The following is a 19,158-nucleotide window of genomic DNA, read 5'->3' on the forward strand; positions in this document are numbered from 1 at the left end:
GTAGACCGCCATGGCCAAGCCCCTGAGTGAATACAACGCCAAGCGCGACTTCGAAGTCACCGCAGAGCCCGCCGGCAGCGCGCCCCGCGGCCGGAACCGGGCGCAGGCCCTGTCGTTCGTGATTCAGAAGCACGATGCGCGCAACCTGCATTACGATTTTCGCCTGGAACTCGATGGCGTGCTCAAAAGCTGGGCGGTGCCCAAGGGTCCGAGCCTCGACCCGAGCCAGAAGCGCCTGGCCGTGCATGTGGAAGACCACCCCTTGGGCTACGGCAGTTTCGAAGGCAGTATTCCCGCCGGCCAATACGGCGCCGGCGATGTGATCGTGTGGGACCGCGGCGTGTGGCAGCCCCACGACGACCCGCGCAAAGCCTACGCCGCAGGCAAGCTCAAATTCACCTTGATCGGCGAAAAGCTGTCCGGCGACTGGACCCTGGTGCGCACGCGACTCAAGGGCAGCGGCGACAAGGAACAGTGGCTGTTGATCAAGGAAAACGATCAGCAGGCACGCCCGGTGGCTGACTACGATGTGGTGCTGGCCGAACCTAAAAGCGTACTGAGTGACGCCACGGTGGGCCGCGAGAAAAACACCGTCGCCGCGAAGAAAACCACGCGCAAATCTTCAGCCGCCCTGCCCGACCAGTTCGCGCCACAGCTGGCGACCCTGGTGGACCATGCGCCTGACGGGGACTGGGTGTACGAGATCAAGTTCGACGGCTATCGGATCCTGGCGCGCATTCGCGGCGGCGAGGTCCGGCTGTTCACCCGCAATGGCCATGACTGGACCGATCGCCTGCCACGCCAGGCCAAGGCCCTGGAAGCACTGAAACTCAAGGACAGCTGGCTGGATGGCGAGGTCGTCAGCCTGAACGCGGAGGGGTTGCCGGATTTCCAGGCGTTGCAAAACGCCTTTGATATTGGCCGCAGCCTGGACATCGTCTATTACCTGTTTGATGCGCCGTTCCTGGAAGGTCGCGACCAGCGCGAAGCCGCCGTCGAAACTCGCCGTGCCGCACTGAAAGACGTATTGAACCGCAGCAAAAGCAAGTTGCTGCGCTTCTCCGAATCATTCGCCGCCAACCAGCGGGATATCTTCGAAAGCGCCTGTGACCTGGCCCTGGAAGGCGTGATCGGCAAACGCGCCGGCAGCCCGTACGTGTCCAAGCGCAGCCCGGACTGGATCAAGCTCAAGTGCCGGCTGCGCCAGGAATTCGTGATCGTCGGGTTCACTCGCCCACAAGGTTCACGCAGCGGGTTTGGCGCGTTGCTGCTGGCAGTCAACGACGACACGGGCCTGGTGTATGCCGGGCGCGTGGGCACGGGGTTTGATCAAGCCGCGTTGAAGAAGATCAGTGAACAATTGAAGGCGCTGGAGCGCGATGCTTCACCGCTGGCCAAGCCGCTGACGAGCGCCCAGGCCCGTGGCGTGCATTGGGTCGAACCGCAACTGGTTGGCGAAGTGCAATTTGCCGAATGGACCCGTGAGGGCGTGGTGCGCCAGGCGGCATTTGTTGGGCTGCGCACCGACAAGCCGGTCGCGCAGATTGTTCATGAGCAGCCGCGATCGGCCAAGTCGCTGAAGGAAAAACCACGCAAAAAGGCAGCTGAAGCCAGCGCAGCGGCCGGGGTCAAGATCACCCACCCGGATCGGGTGATCGACACCCAAAGCGGTACACAAAAACTGCAACTGGCACAGTTCTATGAAGGGATCAGCGAGTGGATCCTGCCGTATTTGCGCAACCGTCCCGTGTCCCTGCTGAGGGCGCCTGAAGGCATTGCCGGCGAACAGTTTTTCCAGAAACACTCCGAGCGCCTGGCGATCCCGAATATCAAGCAACTGGACCAGGCCCTGGACCCGGGCCATGCACGGCTGATGGAAATCGACAGCCCGGCCGCGCTGATCGGCGCCGTACAAATGGGTACCGTAGAGCTGCACACCTGGGGCGCCACCACCGACAAGATCGAAACCCCGGACCTGTTTGTACTCGACCTCGACCCCGACCCGGCACTGCCGTGGAAAAGCATGCTCGAAGCGGCCCAGTTGACCCTGTCGGTGCTGGACGAGTTGGGGCTTGAAGCCTTCGTCAAGACCAGCGGCGGCAAAGGCCTGCATCTGGTGGTGCCACTGGCGCGCCGGGACAACTGGGAAACGGTAAAGGCCTTTGCCAAAGCGATCGCCCAGTTCATGACAGAACAACTGCCGGAGCGTTTTACTGCAACGTCAGGCCCGAAAAATCGCGTCGGCAAGATCTTCATCGACTACCTGCGCAACGCCCGTGGCGCCAGTACGGTAGCCGCCTATTCGGTGCGGGCACGGCCAGGCCTGCCGGTGTCGGTGCCAGTAAGTCGTGATGAGTTGAAAAGTTTGCAGGGTGCCCAGCAATGGACGGTGGCCAATCTGCATGAACGCTTGCAGGGTTTGAAGAAGGATCCGTGGGCGGGTTACGCCAACCGGCAGAAGATCAGCAAGAAGATGTGGGACAAGCTGGGCGCGCATCCGCCAGGTTGATGCGCGCTGCCGCCCGATTCAGATCAGGATGAAGATCAACGCCAGGCCGGCGAAGATCGCCCACTTTTCCAGGTAATAACGCGTACGGTTGCGCTTCTTCAGTTCCTTGCCCCGCAGGCGGATCTTGTACAGGCGGGTAAAGGCACGGTTCAGGCCACCGGTCTTGTCACCGGCATCGTTGGGCGACCCGGCGGCGGCCATCACGTTGCGGCTGAACCAGCGGTTGAAGGCGGCCGCCCAGCGGTACTTCATCGGACGCTCGATGTCGCAGAACAGAATGATGCGGTTCTGCTGCGTGGTGTTTTCGGCGTAGTGGATGAACGTCTCGTCAAACATCACCGCTTCGCCGTCGCGCCAGTAGTAGTTTTCACCGTCGACGTTGATGTAGCAGCCCGGGTCATTCGGAGTGTCCAGGCCCAGGTGATAACGGTAGGAGCCGGCGTACGGGTCACGATGGCGCACCAGCTTGGAACCCGGCGGCAGCTCGGCAAACATCGCAGCCTTGATCGTCCCGATGCTTTGCACCAGTTCGGTGGTGCGCGGGCACAGCTTCATCGCCGAAGGATGGCTGTCGCCGTACCATTTCAAATAGAAGCGCTTCCAGCCCGTCTTGAAGAACGAATTGAAACCCACGTCGTTGTATTGGTCGGAGCGCTTGATCTCGCCGGCGCGCAGCAGGTTCTGGCCTTCCTGGCGAATTTCTTCCCAGTGCTCCTGCAACGGGCTCAGGTCTGGAAAGTCGCTGGGAGACAAGTACGGTCGGCTGGGCAGTTTGGAGAAGAGGTAGAGAAAGCAATTCACCGGAGCCAGGAAGGTCGAGTGATCGCTGAGCTGGCGGCCCAGCTTGTGTCGCACCCGGCCACGCAGGTGAACATACGCAATGGACAAAACGTAGAGAGCAACAATGATGAGTTTCAAGGTATTCGTCACAAGTCAGAAGAGAACAGGCTGCTCCTGCGTGCCCACGACGGCCGAGGATTGAAGATGCAGCACCTGAAATCACAATTCAAAAACAGGCAACATGACCGGCTGGGTGACAATCCGGATCATGGCCATTGGCAGCTATTTTAGCCACACTTTGTAACCAAAGGTTAATCAAGAATTGTGAAAAGGTGTCCATTGAGTGTGCTGGACAGCGCGGGAGCGGGCTTGCCAGACGGCAAGCCCGAGGGCGGTGGGTGTTAAATATGCGGTTCGCCATCCTTGCGTGGACGCTGGGAAAACCGATTGTCGTCCTGCAGCGAATAAGCCACAGCTTCACGGCGTGTCGAGATGAAATGACGGCCCAGCGCTATCAACACACCCACCATCAATCCCGCAACCAGGCTCAGCAGGATAACCAGGGTTTTTTTAGGCTTGATCGGGCTGAGCGGCTCCTGGGCACGTCGGTCGATAGTGACCAGTTTCAGGGAGCTCATGTCGATATTGAGGCCGCGTAACCGCGCGACTTCCGCTCGTAATGGTTCAACATCCTGCAAGAAAATGTCTTCATTCCCGCGCTTTTTCAGTACTTCCACTTCGCGGTTGACCTGCAGCATCTGTAACTCCTTACCAATCTCCGCAATGCGACTGTTGGTAAAGTCATCGTTGGTGCGCGCCTGCAGGGCCGTGCGCTCCGCCTCAAGCGCCTCTGTACCCAAAAAGTACAGCGGGATTTTCTGATTATTGACCTCAGTGCGCATCACTTGATTCGAGCCGCTACGCGAGGCGTCCGCCATCGAGGAGGGGGTAGTCGGTGTCTTGATGCCCATCGATTTGGCAATGGAAATGGCCTCAGCCAGCTCTGCCAGTCGATCCGTTCTCTCGATTTTCATCTGCAGGCGCAGGGCAACCAACTCGTCCTCCAACTGGGCCCGCTTGAGCCGATCCGCTTCAAGCAGCTTGGCAATCTTGGACTCCTTATCGGTTTCGTAATTGGAACGCGCCGCGTCAATCTTGCCCTTGAGTTCGTTCAAGCGGTTATTGACGATCACCTTCAGGTCAGCGCCGACTTGGGCACGTTCCGAATCAATGGCGTAATCCACAAAACCGTTGAGAATCGCCACCCCGTCAATGTCTCTGGGGTACTGCAACTCAAGCCGGATATAGTTGCTCAGGGAGTCGGCTTTTTTAGGATCAGGCAGGCTCAGATTGATGGAGTTTCGGTTGAACTCTTCAAAACTCTGCTCCAGGCTTTGCCCAGGCTTCTGGACCGCCTTGAACAGGTCCTCGTGGGTTTTAAAGAACCCCAGGCGAGCTTCGTAGGAATCCAGCTGTGCCCCCACTTTGTTCAGGGCGTCGGCCGGGGGCAGCTTATAGACTTCGGAGCGGTTCAGTGCATCCAGTTCGTTGATGGCGGCGGGACGCAGCACACTGCTGACCTGATATTCCCGCGGTGCCAGAAATGCGTACCCAACTCCCAGGACACCCGCCAGAATCGTACATCCCAGCACCACCTTTTTTTGCCGCCAGATACCGTGAAACACTTCAAACAGATCAATTTCGTCCGATGCCGCATGAGCTTGGAGCCGAGGAGTTTTATTCAAAACTGATACACCTTAAAAAAGTCGACAGTCAACGGCCGCACATGTTCGTGAAATACTGAATAACCATGCGCAAAACAGGGACAACGCCCTGTACACCCAACACACACGGTCTGTAGATGTGTCATCGGACCACCCCAGACCCGGAAAAGTCCCACACGAGTAGAGATTGTTTTCGTTCAGATACTTAGATGTCATTCCCGATGCGCTGAGCGTAGACCAGCTTGTAAAGAATGGTGTCCGAAGCGGGCTACAAAATAGCGCTAAATACGCGTGATTATTAGGAAATCTCGTACGCAGCTTTGAGAATTCAGACAATTCTCACAAAATCGTTTCAGTTAGTCCTTCAGACAGGGTTAACCCTTGACCTTGACTGGTCATTTCTTAACCAAAAAAGAAATTTAAAGGCTGCCGGGCAGGCAAAAAAAAGCCCGCGATGAGGGCGGGCCAAGGTATTCACTGGAGTAGGTAGCCTTCACCCTACAGGTCGATAAGTGAAGGCCATGTGAAAACTATGTCGCAAGAACAGGTTGCCGGCCTTGCAGCCAGCCAGTCACGCCGGGCGCTTGATGGCAGTCAGGGTGTAGCACAGCGGCAGTTGCGCGGGCTGGTGTTCATACTGGTCGTAGAGTTCCTCGCGATTGGAGTGCGCGAACTCCTGCAGATGGCTGATCTGCAACCCGGCGGCGATGGCACCGCTGACGATCTCTCCCCATGTGTGCACAAACCAGTAGGAGGCAAACTTTTTAGTCATTGCGACAAAAGAAGTTCGCCCTACACCAAAAGCCTCGCCATCCCTGAACCGGTAAAGAGCCTTCGCTGTAGGGCGAACGGACGGAAAATAAGCCAGGCTTATGGGATGTTCAACTGTTAACAATAAAATCCCCTGAAAAAACCTCCGCCAGCGCTATTTTTCGATGCAATTGGCTCCACTTTGTAAATGTTTGTGCTTGCGCCGCCGTGGGCGCGTGACGCCCACGGCAGAACTATACGTTCATGCCATGGGTCACTATCGCTACCGACCTCGCCCTTGAAGACTGTGCCATGGCCACTCGCTCTGACCTGCGCAACACCTTGTCCCTGGACAGCCTGAACTTCTTCCTGGCCGACGTGCGTGACGGGCTGGGACCTTACCTGGCGATTTATCTGCTGGCCGTGCATCACTGGGACCCCGCCAGTATCGGCGTGGTGATGACCCTCGCCGGCATCGCCGCCCTGCTCACCCAGACGCCAGCCGGCGCCTTGATTGACCGAACCCGCAGCAAGCGCGCAGTGATCGTGATCGCAGCCCTTTTGGTGACCGCCAGTTGCCTGCTCCTGCCCTTCGTCAGCTCCTTCAGCCTGGTGGCGCTGACCCAGGCGGCCAGCGCGGCAGCAGCTTCGGTGTTCGCACCCGCCATCTCGGCGATTTCCCTTGGCATCACCGGGCCGCGGGCCTTCACCCGCCGCACCGGCCGCAATGAAACGTTCAACCACGCCGGTAACGCGGTGGCCGCCCTCCTCGCCGGCGGGTTTGCCTACCTGTTTGGCCCGGTGGCGGTGTTCTACTTGATGGCGGTCATGGCGGTGGCCAGCGTGATCGCGGTCAGCTGCGTGTCGGCCGAGGCGATCGACCACGAGGTGGCACGGGGCTTCGACCCGTCCCACAGCGCCGAACATGAACAGCCGTCGGGGATCGCGGTGCTACTGGCCAACAGGCCATTGCTGCTGTTCGCCATCTGCTGCGCACTGTTTCACCTGGCCAATGCCGCCATGTTGCCGCTGGTCAGCCAGAAGCTGGCGCAGATCAACCTGCAAATGGCCACCCCGCTGACCTCGGCCTGCATTGTTGCGGCGCAGCTGGTGATGGTGCCGGTGGCCTGGCTGGTGGGGGTGAAAGCCGATGTGTGGGGGCGCAAGCCGCTGCTGCTGGCCGGCTTCATGATTCTGCCACTGCGGGGCGTGCTGTATACGCTGTCCAATGATCCCTATTGGCTGGTGGCAGTACAGATGCTCGACGGCGTCGGGGCCGGGGTTTTTGGTGCGCTGTTTCCGGTGATTGTCAAAGACCTCACCCAGGGCACCGGGCGTTTCAATGTGAGCCTGGGGGCGCTGTCCACGGCATTCGGCCTCGGGGCTGCGCTGAGCAGCAGCCTGGCGGGTTTCGTGGTGCAGTGGGCTGGATACAACGCCGCTTTCCTGACCCTGGCGGGTGTGGCCGCCGTCGCGTTGGGCTTGTTGTGGGTGGCAATGCCGGAGACCCGGGTGAATCCATCCTTGCAGCGCCATACAACTCCCGCCTGACATATGCGACAATGCGCGCCAAATTCCAACATGCACCCATTTTTCTGCTCAGCGACTGGGCCTCAAGCCTTGATGTCGCTGCCGACGTATGCCCGTTGGCCTGGGCCACAAAATGGGCCCGGCTCAAATTAGCGCACTCCAAGCTATTGATAGGTAAAGTAATTGATCTCCACAGCTAACATCACCATGCAGTTCGGCGCCAAGCCGCTCTTTGAGAACGTTTCGGTCAAGTTCGGCGCAGGTAACCGTTATGGCCTGATCGGTGCCAACGGTTGCGGCAAGTCGACCTTCATGAAAATCCTCGGTGGTGACCTCGACCCATCGGGCGGCCAGGTCATGCTGGAGCCGAACGTGCGCCTGGGTAAGCTGCGCCAGGACCAGTTCGCCTACGAAGAATTCACCGTACTCGACACCGTGATCATGGGTCACGAAGAGCTGTGGAAGGTCAAGGCCGAGCGCGACCGCATCTACTCGCTGCCGGAAATGACCGAAGACGACGGCATGGCCGTTGCTGAACTGGAAACCGACTTCGCCGAGATGGACGGCTACACCGCCGAATCCCGCGCTGGCGAGTTGCTGCTGGGCCTGGGTATCGGCATCGAGCAGCACAACGGCCCGATGAGCGAAGTGTCGCCAGGCTGGAAGCTGCGTGTGTTGCTGGCCCAGGCACTGTTTTCCGATCCGGAAGTGTTGCTGCTCGACGAGCCAACCAACCACCTGGACATCAACACCATTCGCTGGCTGGAAAACATCCTGACCCAGCGTAACAGCCTGATGATCATCATCTCTCACGACCGTCACTTCCTGAACAGCGTCTGCACCCACATGGCCGACCTGGACTACGGCGAGCTGCGCCTGTTCCCGGGCAACTACGACGAATACATGACCGTGGCGACCCAGTCCCGCGAGCAGTTGCTGTCGGACAACGCCAAGAAGAAAGCCCAGATCTCCGAGCTGCAATCGTTCGTGAGCCGCTTCTCGGCCAACGCCTCGAAAGCCAAGCAGGCCACTTCCCGCGCCAAGGCGATCGACAAGATCCAGCTGGCCGAAGTCAAGCCGTCGAGCCGCGTCAGCCCGTTCATCCGCTTTGACCAGACCAAGAAGCTGCACCGCCAGGCGGTCATCGTCGATCGCATGGCCAAAGGCTTTGACGGCAAGACCTTGTTCAAGGACTTCAGCTTCCAGGTTGAAGCCGGCGAGCGCGTGGCAATCATTGGCCCGAACGGTATCGGCAAGACCACCCTGCTGCGCACCCTGGTCAACGAACTGACCCCGGATGCAGGCACCGTGAAATGGACCGACGCCGCTGAACTGGGCTACTACGCCCAGGACCACGCTTCGGACTTCGAAGACGAATCCAACCTGTTCGATTGGATGGGCCGCTGGACCAAGGAAGGCGAGCAAGTGGTTCGCGGCACCCTGGGCCGCATGCTGTTCTCCAACGACGAGATCCTCAAGTCGGTGAAGGTGATTTCCGGTGGTGAGCAAGGCCGCATGCTGTTCGGCAAGCTGATCCTGCAAAAGCCGAACGTGCTGATCATGGACGAACCGACCAACCACTTGGACATGGAATCCATCGAGGCGCTGAACCTGGCGCTGGAAAACTACGCGGGCACGCTGATCTTCGTCAGCCATGACCGTGAGTTCGTATCGTCCCTGGCGACCCGCATCATCGAGCTGAGCCCGAGCGGCGTGATCGACTTCAGCGGTACTTATGACGACTACCTGCGTAGCCAAGGCGTGGTTTTCTAAGCACCGCCTGCCGTAGAAACGCCAAAGCCCCGTCCAGTGTGACGGGGCTTTTTCATTTCAGGGGCGCACATTGTGGCGAGGGAGCTTGCTCCCGCTGGGGTGCGAAGCGCCCCCAGAAGTTTGCGACTGCTACGCAGTCGAACGGGAGCAAGCTCCCTCGCCACAGGTTCTCGCGGAAAATTAGATAGCCTGCTTCCTTTTGCTCCGGGCCCTTGCCATGATGCACTCACCGCCCGCCCGCGAACGAGTCCCCATGCCTGCCCCACAGCCCGCCGCCCCCAGCTCCCTGTCGATCACCCTGCAGATCGTCTCCATCGTTTTCTACACCTTTATCGCGTTCATCTGCATCGGCCTGCCGATTGCGGTGATTCCCGGCTACGTCCATGGCGAACTGGGCTTCAGCGCGGTAATCGCCGGGATAACCATCGGCTCTCAATACCTGGCAACGCTGCTCAGCCGCCCCATGGCGGGCCGCATGTCCGACAATGTCGGCACCAAGCGCGCCATCGTGCTGGGCTTGAGCGGGATCCTGCTGAGCGGTGTGCTGACGTTTATCGCCACGCTGGTGCAAAGCCTGCCATTGCTGAGCCTCGGCATCTTGATCGTCGGCCGCCTGTTGCTGGGCGTGGCCCAGGGCCTGATCGGCGTCGGTACCATCAGCTGGTGCATGGGCGCGGTGGGCGCCGAACACACCGCGCGCTCGATCTCGTGGAACGGTATCGCCTCCTACGGCGCAATTGCGATTGGCGCGCCGCTGGGCGTGGTGATGGTTGCCGATTACGGCTACACCAGCCTCGGGATCGCGCTCACGGTGCTATCGGCCCTGGGCCTGCTGCTGATCCGCAATAAACCCTCGGTGCCCGTGGTACGCGGCGAGCGCCTGCCGTTCTGGGCCGTGTTCGGACGCATTGCGCCGTTTGGCGCCAGCCTTTGCCTGGCATCGATCGGCTACGGCACCCTCACCACCTTTATCACCCTGTACTACCTGAGCCGTGGCTGGACTGGCGCCGCCTGGTGCCTCACGGTATTTGGCGTGTGTTTTATTCTGTCGCGCCTGGTGTTTATCTCCGCCATCAACCGTTTCGGCGGGTTCACCGCGGCGATTGCCTGCATGACCATCGAAACCCTCGGCCTTACGCTGCTGTGGCTGGCACCGTCCACCGGCGTGGCGTTGATTGGCGCCGGGCTGACCGGCTTTGGGTTATCACTGGTGTACCCGGCGCTGGGCGTGGAGGCGATCAAGCAGGTGCCCAACAGCAGCCGGGGCGCCGGGTTGAGTGCGTATGCAGTGTTTTTTGATCTGGCGCTGGCAATTGCCGGGCCGGTGATGGGCGCGGTGGCGTTGAACCTGGGCTATTCGTGGATCTTCTTCTGCGCCGCCCTGCTCTCGGTCACCGGCCTGGGCCTGACCTTGATGCTCAAGCGCCGCGCTTACTGATCAGCCGTCTGCAAGCCCGCCCGGGTGGATTGCCCCAGGGTGTGATTGAAGAACCGCCCGGCCTCGGAAATCAGGTCACGGTGGATGCTTTCACGGTCCACCCCGTCCGCATCGGTGCACATGGCGGGCATCGCGGCCAGTTGGCTCTCATCGCAAGGGGCCATGAACACGAAGTGCCCTGCCCCGGCCAACAGCTTGAAGTCCGGCGGTTCAGGCAGCTTGCGCGCCAGGGCCTCGGCGTTCTTGTCCACGGCCACCAGCTTGTCGCCATCGCCACTGTAGAGCAGCACCGGCACATGCACGTCTGCCAGGGTATGGCGACCAAACATCAGGCTCAATGGCGCCATCAACATCAAGGCGTGGATGCGCGGGTCTGCCTGGGGTTGCAGGTCGTCACGGTCGACGATCAGTTCGCCCTTGGTTGTGCAGGCATCGCGATCTTCTGGGCGTTGCTGGCAATAGCGGCGCAGGCGGTCCAGGTCGGGTTTGGCACCGGCCAGGATCAGCGCGGTCTCGCCACCGGCCGAGTAACCGATGACGCCCACCTGGTCGACGTTGACGAACGGCGACAGCATCGGGTCGCCGAGGGTGGCGGTGATGGCTTCGGAAATCTGGATCGGGCGCCCATACAGGTTGCTCAAGGTGCCCAGGCGGCTGTGGTCCTTGTAGTTGTCGCCCGGGTGCAGCACCGCCACCACCACAAAACCCTTGCGTGCCAGAGAGGTGGCAAGGTCGTGCAAGGCCAGGGGCGTGCCGGTGTTGCCGTGGGACAGCATCAACATCGGAAAGCGGCCAATGGCGATCTTCGAGTCTTCAGTGGCGGCAATGTGATAAGCGCCCACCTGGGTGGTGTGTTCCAGGCCGGTGGACGGATAGAACGCGACGGCTTTCATCGGCTGCAGGTCCAGCGGGTCGAGAAACGTCATGCGGTGAAAGCCCACACTCCAATGAGGGTGCGGCGCAGGCGCGGCTTGCACTGAAATCAGGCCGCCGAGCAGGGAAAGAACCAAGACTGCACAAAGACGCATCATGGGGATGTCCACCTTTGTTGCGTAAGCCCGCGTAGCTATTGAAATATCCATGGTTCAGGCGCTCGGACTGGCAGGGTTTACCCATGCGTGCATAACCTGGGCCAAAGTAGTGACAGCGGGTAAACGAAAAAACTCCGTACTCCGATCGCTTTTCAGGCGAGCAGAATACAGAGTTTAGGCGCCTCGGATCAGATTGATATCGAGGAGCAGCAAAATTTACACAAGTCTTACGCGGCAGCGAACAATTGTTCGTTGATGACTACGTTGGCGTCGCTGATAGCCTTGTTGCGCACTTCTTCGCCGTAGCCCAGGCCGTGAGCGCGGACGATTTCGATGTCGGTGATACCGAGGAAACCCAGCAGCACTTTCAAGTAGTCTTCGTGCGCCACACCGGTAGGCTGGCCAACGTGCAGGCCGCCGGATGTCGACACGATGATGACTTTCTTGCCACCGGCCAGGCCTTCAGGGCCGTTTTCGGTGTAGCGGAAAGTCTGGCCGGCAACGGCGATACGGTCGATCCACGCCTTGAGCTGGGTCGGAATGGTGAAGTTGTACATCGGTGCAGCCAATACAATCGCGTCGGCGGCGAGGAATTCGGCAAGGGTGTTGGCACTCAGCTCGGCTTCGTGCTTCTGCACGGCATCACGCAATTCGGCAGCGGTGCCCAGTGCACCCAGGGTCACGCCGGAAAAGTGGTTGATGCCTTCGCCAGCCAAGTCACGGTAGGTCACTTCAACGCCTGGCTCGGCTGCCTGCCAGGTCTTGACGACGCCGGCGCTCAACTGACGGGAAACCGAGTTGTCGCCGAGGATGCTTGAATCGATATGCAACAGTTTCATGGGTTATCTCCAAGTAAGCATCGCCAGGGGCGACGGAATGGAAATAAGCCTACAGATGAAACCAATCGACGATTAGTCGGACAGAATGCGATTGTTTGTCCCACTGACAGGACAGTGATTCTAATGTGACGAAACATAGATAGACGCACTCGTGGGTGCAGGCAACGCATAGGTGCGCTTCATCCAGTCAATCTCTTCATGGGGCGTGCGCCCAAAAAACCGCTTGAACTCACGGCTGAACTGCGAGGCGCTCTCGTACCCGACCTTGGCGCAGGCCGTGGCGGCAGTGATGTCACTCCTCAGCATCAGCAGCCGCGCCTGGTGCAAGCGCGTCGACTTCAGGTACTGCATGGGCGAGGTGTCGGTCACCGTGCGAAAGTGCGCATGAAAACTCGGCACGCTCATCATCGCTTCGTTGGCCAGCTCTTCCACCCCCAGGCGCTGGTCATAACACGCGTGGATCTTGCGAATCGCCCGGGCCACCTTGCCGAACTGGCCCTGGAGATTCAGTGCCGCACGCATCGAGCCGCCCTGCTCGCCTGTGAGGATGCGGTAGTAGATTTCCCGCATCAGGGTCGGGCCGAGTACCTGTGCTTCAACCGGCACGCTCATCACCTCCAGGAAGCGCAACAACGACCCGCTGAGCTTGTCGTCCATCGGCGAGGCGTACATGCCCTTGGGCCTGGCTTGCGGCGATGGGGCCAACGCGTCGAGTTCCAGCATCAGCTCGGCGGCCAGCTTGAAATCCAGGCGCAGGTACACCGCGAGCATCGGCTCTGCTTCACTGGCCTCGGTTTCCATGGTGAACGGCACCGGTACCGAGACCACCAGATAGTGCCGGGCATCGTAGACGTAGACGTCTTCCCCCAGATAACCGCGCTTGCGGCCCTGGCACACGATCACGATCCCCGGGTCGTAAAGCACCGGAATCCGCGTCAACGGCCGGTTGGAACGCAGGAAACGCACGTCATCCAGAGGTGTCAGGTTGTAGCCCTCCACGGGCGCCAACTGTCCCATCAAGTCGATGATTCTGCGGTTACGGGGATGTTCAAGGTTCATCGCAATGCACAGGCCGAGGAAAGCCAGAAGGTAACCCGCCAATGCTTCAGTGACCAGTTGGGGGTGGATTTGCCGACGTCAGGCGCGGATAGTTCGTCCCATCGACAGGACAATAGGCCCACCATGCAAGATCTGAATGACCTCTACTATTTCGCCAAAGTAGTGGAAGCCGGCGGTTTCGCCGCCGCCGGGCGGTTGCTGGGGATTCCCAAGTCCCGACTGTCACGGCGCATTGCCGAGCTGGAAGAACGCCTCGGCGCACGCTTGCTGCAACGCACCACCCGCCAACTGACACTCACCGCCGTGGGTGAGCGCTACCTGCGCCACTGCCAGGCAATGCTGCTGGAGGCGGAAATGGCCGACGAAGCCGTGGCCAGCATGTCCAGCGAGCCCCGGGGCCGGCTGCGGGTCAGCAGCCCGGTGGGCCTGGCTCACCAGTTCCTGCAGACCGTGGTGGCGGAGTTTCTCACCGCCAACCCGCTGGTGCAGCTGGAGATGAACCTGGTCAACCGCCGCGTCGACCTGGTGGCCGAAGGCATTGATGTGGCCTTGCGCGTGCGTGAACTGGGGGACGAAGACCCGTTGCTGGTGACCAAGCGCCTGCGCCAGGCACAGACCGCCATTGTCGCCAGCCCCGCCTTTGTGCGTGACCGGCAGATCACCACCCTGGAAGACCTCAAGCAACTGCCGGTGCTGGGCGCCCTGGAAGCAGACCGCATGGTGCACTTCCGCATGCTGAGCCCGGAGGGCATCAGCCATGACCTGGCCATGGAAGCCCGGCTGGGCATCGACGATTTCCTGGTACGCAAGGCGTGCGCCCTTGCCAGCCTGGGATTTACGGTGTTGCCGATGATGTATTGCGAGGAGGAGCTGGCCAGCGGCCAGTTGGTGCAACTGTTGCCGCAATGGTCATTGCCGGGCGGCTGGTTGCAGGCGGTTTACCCCCATCGGCGCGGCGTGTTGCCGGCCGTGCGAGCCTGGATCGATCACCTGGATAACGCCTTCAAAGGATGTGGAGACCGTTTGTTATGAGAATGACCGAAGAACAAGTCGCCCAATTTTGCCTGGGCTTGCCCGGCGCGCGGGAAGACTACAAATGGGGCGGCGTGCGGGTGTTTTCCATCGCCGGCAACAAGATGTTCGCCTTGCAGCACCTGCGGGGTGATTCGCTGGCCTTCAAGGTCGACAAGGAGCTGTTCCTGGGCCACGTAGACCGCCCGGGTATCCATCCGGCGCCGTACCTGGCGCGGGCGCAGTGGATCATCATGGAAGCGCCCTACCCGTTGGGCGCCGAAGAACTGCGTGGCCTGTTGCAGCGTTCCCACCAGTTGGTGGTGAGCAAGCTGCCCAAGCGCACGCAGGTCGGCTTGCTGCTAGAAGATCGAGAATAGCGTGCCGCCGAGGAACAACTGGTCAATCCAGAACACCTCGTGCAGTAACACGATCAGCCAGAACGCCACCTGATAAGACACCTTGCGCGTCTTGTGGCGGAACACCTGCTGGGCGATCAACGCCCCCGGCCAGCCGCCTGCCAGCTCCACGGCATGCAGGACGTTTTCCGGGGTGCGCCAGCTGTCTTCGCGGGCCTTGCGCTTGTCGCTCCAGTACAGCAGGAACGCCACCACGCTGACCACGCCATAAGCCACCAGCGGGATCAGCGAAACCCCGCGGTACCACAGCAACGCCGAACCAAACAGCGGCGCGGCGCATAACAGGGCAAACACCAGCGCCTTGAAGCGCGGATGCTGGATGTTCATGGCTTGACGGCCGACCAGTCGATCCAGCCGAACTGCCAGGTGGCCAGGATCACCAGGCCGAAGGCGATGCGGTACCAGGCAAACGCCGCATAGCTGTGGCTGGCGATGAACTTGAGCAGCGCCTTGACCGCGATCATCGCGAAGATGAACGAGGTGACAAAGCCGATGGCAAACACCGGTAAATCGTCCGGCTGGAACAGGTGGCGGTACTTGTAGCCCGAGTACACCGCCGCGCCGACCATGGTGGGCATGGCCAGGAAGAACGAGAACTCGGTGGCGGTCTTGCGTGACAGGCCGAACAACAGGCCGCCGATGATGGTCGCGCCCGAACGCGAGGTACCTGGAATCATCGCCAGGCACTGGGCGAAGCCGACTTTGAGGGCGTCCTTCCAGGTGATCTGGTCGACGGTTTCGGCGTGCACTTCATGCTGGCGACGCTCGGCCCACAACATGATGACACCGCCCACCACCAGCGCTGCCGCCACGGTGATCGGGTTGAACAGGTAATGCTTGATCAGGTCGGCAAATATCACCCCCAGCACCACCGCCGGCAATACGGCGATGATCAGGTTGACGGTGAAGCGCTGGGCATTGCGCTGGGTCGGCAAGCCGATCACCACGTCCAGGATCTTGCGTCGAAACTCCCACACCACCGCCAGGATTGCGCCCAGCTGGATGATGATATTGAACGCTTCAAAGCGCTCGCCACCGAAGTTGATCAAGTCGGCGACGATAATCTGGTGCCCGGTACTGGAGATCGGCAAAAACTCCGTCAGCCCTTCTACAACCCCGAGTATCAGCGCCTGAGCGGCGGTCCAAAGATCCATCGATTCCCCCAAAGGTCATGCCTGTGGCACGCCTCTAACATAATTTTTTAAGTGTTCACTAACGACGAATGCGCGGCGAAAGCAGCGCAGATAATCAAGACCGGGCTGCGAAAATTCCGTGAAAAATCAGGCAGGACTCAGGTTTTTTGATTCTGGGCCGAAAGCCTATCAGACAAGCCGGAAATGTCGATGCGGCACCTAAAATTATAAGAACACGGAGTGACAGGACCATGAACAGTTTGCGCAACATGTCCATCAGCCGACGCCTCTGGCTGATCCTGATTGTCGCCGTGCTGATGCTGCTAACCCTCGGTCTGCTTATGCTCAAGCAGATTCATGGCGACCTTTACCAGGCCAAGAGTGAGCAGACCCAGCGCGTGGTCCAGACCGCCAACGGGATCCTGACTTATTATCACAGCCTCGAAACCAGCGGCGTCCTGACCCGCGAAGCGGCCCAGAAGCAAGCCTTGAGCGTGGTCCGCGGTTTGCGCTACGGGCATGACGATTACTTCTGGATCAACGACCTCACGCCCGTGATGATCATGCATCCGGCAAACCCCAAGCTCGATGGCCAGAACCTGTCGGCCATTCGCGATCCGGACGGTTTTGCGGTGTTCAACGAGTTCGTGATCCTGGCCAAGGCCAAGGGCGCCGGGATGGTGAATTACCGCTGGCCCAAGCCCGGGGCGGATGCGCCGGTGGCCAAGACCTCGTACATCCAGTTGTTTGAACCCTGGGGCTGGATCATCGGTTCCGGCGTATATGTCGATGACGTGCAAGGCGAGTTCCAGGGCCAGGTATGGAAAGCCTCGATGGTGGGCCTGGTGATCGCGGTGATCATGGCCCTGCTGGTGCTGCTGATTGCCCGCAGCATCGTGCGCCCGTTGCAGCAAGCGGTGAACGCCATGGGCAATATCGCCAGCGGCGAAAGCGACCTGACCCGCACCCTCGACACCCACGGCCAGGACGAAGTCACCCAATTGTCCCGTCACTTCAACAGTTTTACCGCCAAGTTGCGCCAGGTGGTGGGCCAGTTGCAGGCCTGCGCCAATGCCCTGGGCCAGTCGTCCAGCGAACTGGGCAGCAATGCCAGCGACGCCCATGACCGCAGTCAGCAGCAATCGCAGCAGATGGAACTGGTGGCGACGGCGATCAACGAAGTCACCTACGGCGTGCAGGATGTGGCCAAGAATGCCGAGCACGCCGCCAGTGAAATGCGTGATGCCCAGGTACAGGCCGAACAGGGCCAGCTGAATATCGACGGCAGCCTGCAACAGATCGACCAGCTCTCCACCACCATCAGCCAGGCGGTGGAAGTGATTCGCACGCTGTCCGCCGAAAGTACGCAGATTGGTGGCGTGCTGGAAGTGATCCGCTCCATCGCCGAGCAGACCAACCTGTTGGCGCTCAACGCCGCCATCGAGGCGGCCCGCGCCGGGGAGCAAGGACGCGGGTTTGCGGTGGTGGCCGATGAAGTACGGCTGCTGGCCCAGCGCACGCAAAAATCCACGGCAGAAATCCAGGGCATGATTGAGCGGCTGCAAAGCCATTCGGAAGCGGCGGTCAAGGTGATCAGCGACAGCCACCAGGCTTCGCAACTGACCATTGAGCAAGCGGGCCAGGCCGGAGCGAGTCTGACCGCCATCGGCCAGGCGTTGCGTAATCTCAATGGCCTGAATGCGTCGATTGCCAGTGCCACGTTGCAGCAGGCGCATGTGGTGGAAGACATCAACCAGAACGTCACCCAGGCAGCCGGGCTGTCCCACAGCACGGCGCTGGCGGCGCAACAGTCGAGCGTGGCGAGTACGCACCTGAAAGGCTTGAGCGAACAGTTGGACGGCCTTCTGCGCCAATTCAAGGTCTGACCCCCGTAGCAGCTGTCGAGCCTTGGCGAGGCTGCGTCAGGCGCGACGAGGTATCGTGCCTGGCTCGGCAGCTCTGGTGCTGCCAACGCAGCCTCGCCAAGGCTCGACAGCTGCTACGGAGTTTGAGGAATGCGCCACTCTGGTTACAATCACCGCCCTCTTCGACTCCCCCAAGGAACCGCCATGTCCGGGCTTGAACTGTTTGCCGCCGCCCTGGGGGTGATCGCTGTCTGGTTGACGGTCAAACAGAACCCGTGGTGCTGGCCCATCGGCCTGGTGATGGTGCTGCTGTACACCTGGATCTTCTTCGACGTGAAGCTCTACTCCGACATGCTGCTGCAAGTGATCTACGCCGCCCTGCAACTCTACGGCTGGTGGCAGTGGACCCGCGCCGGCGAGGTCAGGCAAGGCCGGCAGGTCACCAGCCTGGGGCTGCAACCGATCCTGCAAGGCCTGGCCGTGGGTGCCGTAGGCAGCCTGTTGCTGGGTGCCGCCATGGCCCACTGGACCGACGCCGCCCAACCCTGGCTGGATGCCGCCCTCACCGGCTTCAGCCTGGTGGCGCAAATGTGGATGGCGCAAAAACGCGTACAGTGCTGGCCGCTGTGGATCACCGTGGATGTGATCTTCGTCGGGCTGTTCCTCTACAAAGGCCTGTACCTGACCGCCGCGCTCTATGCCTTGTTTACCGTGATCGCCGTGCAGGGCTGGCGCGAATGGCGCGCCGACCCGGCGTTGCAGCCATGAAAGTCGTGGTACTGGCCGGCCCGGAATCCAGCGGCAAAAGCTGGTTGGCAGCGCAGTTGCAGGCGCACTTTGGCGGGATGATGGTGGACGAATACGTGCGCCATTTCATCGACCAGCACCAGCGCGATACCACCCTGGCCGATATCCCCGAGATCGCCCGCGGCCAACTGGCCCGGGAAGACGCCGCCCGCGCCGCGCAGCCGGCATTGCTGATCCTGGACACCAACCTGCTGACCAACAAGCTCTGGAGCCAGACCCTGTTTGGCGACTGCCCGCCGTGGCTCGACAGCGAGCTGCTGGCCCGCCATTACGACTTGCACCTGCTGCTGTCGCCCGAGGATGTGGAATGGACCGCCGACGGCCAACGCTGCCAGCCGGAGTTCGCCGACCGCCTCGCATTCTTTCAGGCCAGCCGTGACTGGCTGGAGCAACATCATCAGCCGCTGCGGATAATCCGTGGGGATTGGCACGCCCGCCGAGCGCAGGCGTTTTCAGCTGTGGAGCAACTGCTGGATTAAACCGCGCAGCT

At 60.6% G+C, this 19,158-nt stretch carries 17 protein-coding genes and 1 pseudogene; 10 read left to right on the plus strand and 8 right to left on the minus strand.

Annotation, left to right across the window (positions count from 1 at the left end; all coding sequences use genetic code 11):
* Positions 1–10 precede the first annotated feature (10 nt).
* Positions 11–2,509, plus strand: a complete 2,499-nt coding sequence (gene ligD / locus HX875_RS17365) for a DNA ligase D (RefSeq protein ID WP_177044111.1) — start codon at positions 11–13, stop codon at positions 2,507–2,509.
* An 18-nt stretch (positions 2,510–2,527) separates the two neighbouring features.
* Here the strand turns inward: ligD and lpxO are convergent, their stop codons facing one another.
* Positions 2,528–3,427, minus strand: coding sequence for a lipid A hydroxylase LpxO (gene lpxO / locus HX875_RS17370; RefSeq protein ID WP_177044112.1), 900 nt, complete (start codon positions 3,425–3,427; stop codon positions 2,528–2,530).
* Between lpxO and HX875_RS17375 the strand changes: the two genes are divergently transcribed.
* The gene (locus HX875_RS17375; protein ID WP_177044097.1) at positions 3,329–3,580 is read left to right on the plus strand and encodes a hypothetical protein; all 252 of its coding nucleotides are present in this window, start codon (positions 3,329–3,331) and stop codon (positions 3,578–3,580) included. The two genes, lpxO and HX875_RS17375, sit on opposite strands and share 99 nt — an antisense overlap.
* 110 nt (positions 3,581–3,690) lie before the next feature.
* Here the strand turns inward: HX875_RS17375 and HX875_RS17380 are convergent, their stop codons facing one another.
* The gene (locus HX875_RS17380) at positions 3,691–5,034 is read right to left on the minus strand and encodes an LPS O-antigen chain length determinant protein WzzB (RefSeq protein WP_177044113.1); all 1,344 of its coding nucleotides are present in this window, start codon (positions 5,032–5,034) and stop codon (positions 3,691–3,693) included.
* A gap of 550 nt (positions 5,035–5,584) precedes the next feature.
* A pseudogene (locus HX875_RS17385) lies at positions 5,585–5,767 on the minus strand (SAM-dependent methyltransferase); the annotation flags it as partial.
* Between the two features lie 308 nt (positions 5,768–6,075).
* Between HX875_RS17385 and HX875_RS17390 the strand changes: the two are divergent.
* The 3 genes from HX875_RS17390 to HX875_RS17400 all read left to right on the plus strand — a co-directional run bounded on the left by HX875_RS17390 (position 6,076) and on the right by HX875_RS17400 (position 10,504).
* Complete coding sequence (locus tag HX875_RS17390) at positions 6,076–7,314, plus strand: MFS transporter (RefSeq protein ID WP_177044236.1); 1,239 nt, start codon at positions 6,076–6,078, stop codon at positions 7,312–7,314.
* 162 nt (positions 7,315–7,476) lie between these two features.
* Positions 7,477–9,066, plus strand: coding sequence for an ABC-F family ATPase (locus HX875_RS17395; protein ID WP_177044114.1), 1,590 nt, complete (start codon positions 7,477–7,479; stop codon positions 9,064–9,066).
* 253 nt (positions 9,067–9,319) lie between these two features.
* Complete coding sequence (locus HX875_RS17400; RefSeq protein WP_177044115.1) at positions 9,320–10,504, plus strand: MFS transporter; 1,185 nt, start codon at positions 9,320–9,322, stop codon at positions 10,502–10,504.
* Here the strand turns inward: HX875_RS17400 and HX875_RS17405 are convergent.
* The 3 genes from HX875_RS17405 to HX875_RS17415 form a co-directional block, all read right to left on the minus strand.
* Positions 10,498–11,535, minus strand: a complete 1,038-nt coding sequence (locus HX875_RS17405; RefSeq protein WP_008436172.1) for an alpha/beta hydrolase family protein — start codon at positions 11,533–11,535, stop codon at positions 10,498–10,500. The two genes, HX875_RS17400 and HX875_RS17405, sit on opposite strands and share 7 nt — an antisense overlap.
* 227 nt (positions 11,536–11,762) lie before the next feature.
* Positions 11,763–12,374 (minus strand): FMN-dependent NADH-azoreductase, encoded by a 612-nt coding sequence (locus tag HX875_RS17410; RefSeq protein ID WP_177044116.1) that lies wholly within the window; start codon positions 12,372–12,374, stop codon positions 11,763–11,765.
* A gap of 120 nt (positions 12,375–12,494) precedes the next feature.
* Positions 12,495–13,433, minus strand: coding sequence for an AraC family transcriptional regulator (locus tag HX875_RS17415; protein WP_177044117.1), 939 nt, complete (start codon positions 13,431–13,433; stop codon positions 12,495–12,497).
* Between the two features lie 123 nt (positions 13,434–13,556).
* Between HX875_RS17415 and HX875_RS17420 the strand changes: the two genes are divergently transcribed.
* Positions 13,557–14,465 (plus strand): LysR substrate-binding domain-containing protein, encoded by a 909-nt coding sequence (locus tag HX875_RS17420; protein ID WP_177044118.1) that lies wholly within the window; start codon positions 13,557–13,559, stop codon positions 14,463–14,465.
* Positions 14,462–14,824, plus strand: a complete 363-nt coding sequence (locus HX875_RS17425; protein WP_177044119.1) for an MmcQ/YjbR family DNA-binding protein — start codon at positions 14,462–14,464, stop codon at positions 14,822–14,824. The genes HX875_RS17420 and HX875_RS17425 overlap by 4 nt, the downstream gene beginning before the upstream one ends.
* Here the strand turns inward: HX875_RS17425 and HX875_RS17430 are convergent.
* Together HX875_RS17430 and HX875_RS17435 are read right to left on the minus strand one after the other, a co-directional pair.
* Complete coding sequence (locus tag HX875_RS17430) at positions 14,807–15,190, minus strand: DUF1294 domain-containing protein (RefSeq protein WP_177044120.1); 384 nt, start codon at positions 15,188–15,190, stop codon at positions 14,807–14,809. The two genes, HX875_RS17425 and HX875_RS17430, sit on opposite strands and share 18 nt — an antisense overlap.
* A complete protein-coding gene (locus HX875_RS17435) occupies positions 15,187–16,017 on the minus strand; it encodes an undecaprenyl-diphosphate phosphatase (RefSeq protein WP_177044121.1) in 831 nt (276 codons plus the stop codon). Before HX875_RS17435 ends, HX875_RS17430 begins: the two co-directional genes overlap by 4 nt.
* A 230-nt stretch (positions 16,018–16,247) precedes the next feature.
* Between HX875_RS17435 and HX875_RS17440 the strand changes: the two genes are divergently transcribed.
* The 3 genes from HX875_RS17440 to HX875_RS17450 all read left to right on the plus strand — a co-directional run bounded on the left by HX875_RS17440 (position 16,248) and on the right by HX875_RS17450 (position 19,147).
* Positions 16,248–17,882: a methyl-accepting chemotaxis protein gene (locus HX875_RS17440; RefSeq protein ID WP_177044122.1), complete on the plus strand. Its 1,635-nt coding sequence runs from the start codon at positions 16,248–16,250 to the stop codon at positions 17,880–17,882.
* Between the two features lie 183 nt (positions 17,883–18,065).
* Entirely contained in the window at positions 18,066–18,629 is a 564-nt protein-coding gene (gene pnuC, locus HX875_RS17445) for a nicotinamide riboside transporter PnuC (protein ID WP_177044123.1), read from the plus strand.
* Positions 18,626–19,147, plus strand: a complete 522-nt coding sequence (locus tag HX875_RS17450) for an AAA family ATPase (protein ID WP_177044124.1) — start codon at positions 18,626–18,628, stop codon at positions 19,145–19,147. Before pnuC ends, HX875_RS17450 begins: the two co-directional genes overlap by 4 nt.
* Positions 19,148–19,158 lie beyond the last annotated feature (11 nt).

This window comes from Pseudomonas yamanorum (assembly GCF_013386765.1).
Taxonomy (GTDB): Bacteria; Pseudomonadota; Gammaproteobacteria; order Pseudomonadales; family Pseudomonadaceae; genus Aquipseudomonas; species Aquipseudomonas yamanorum_A.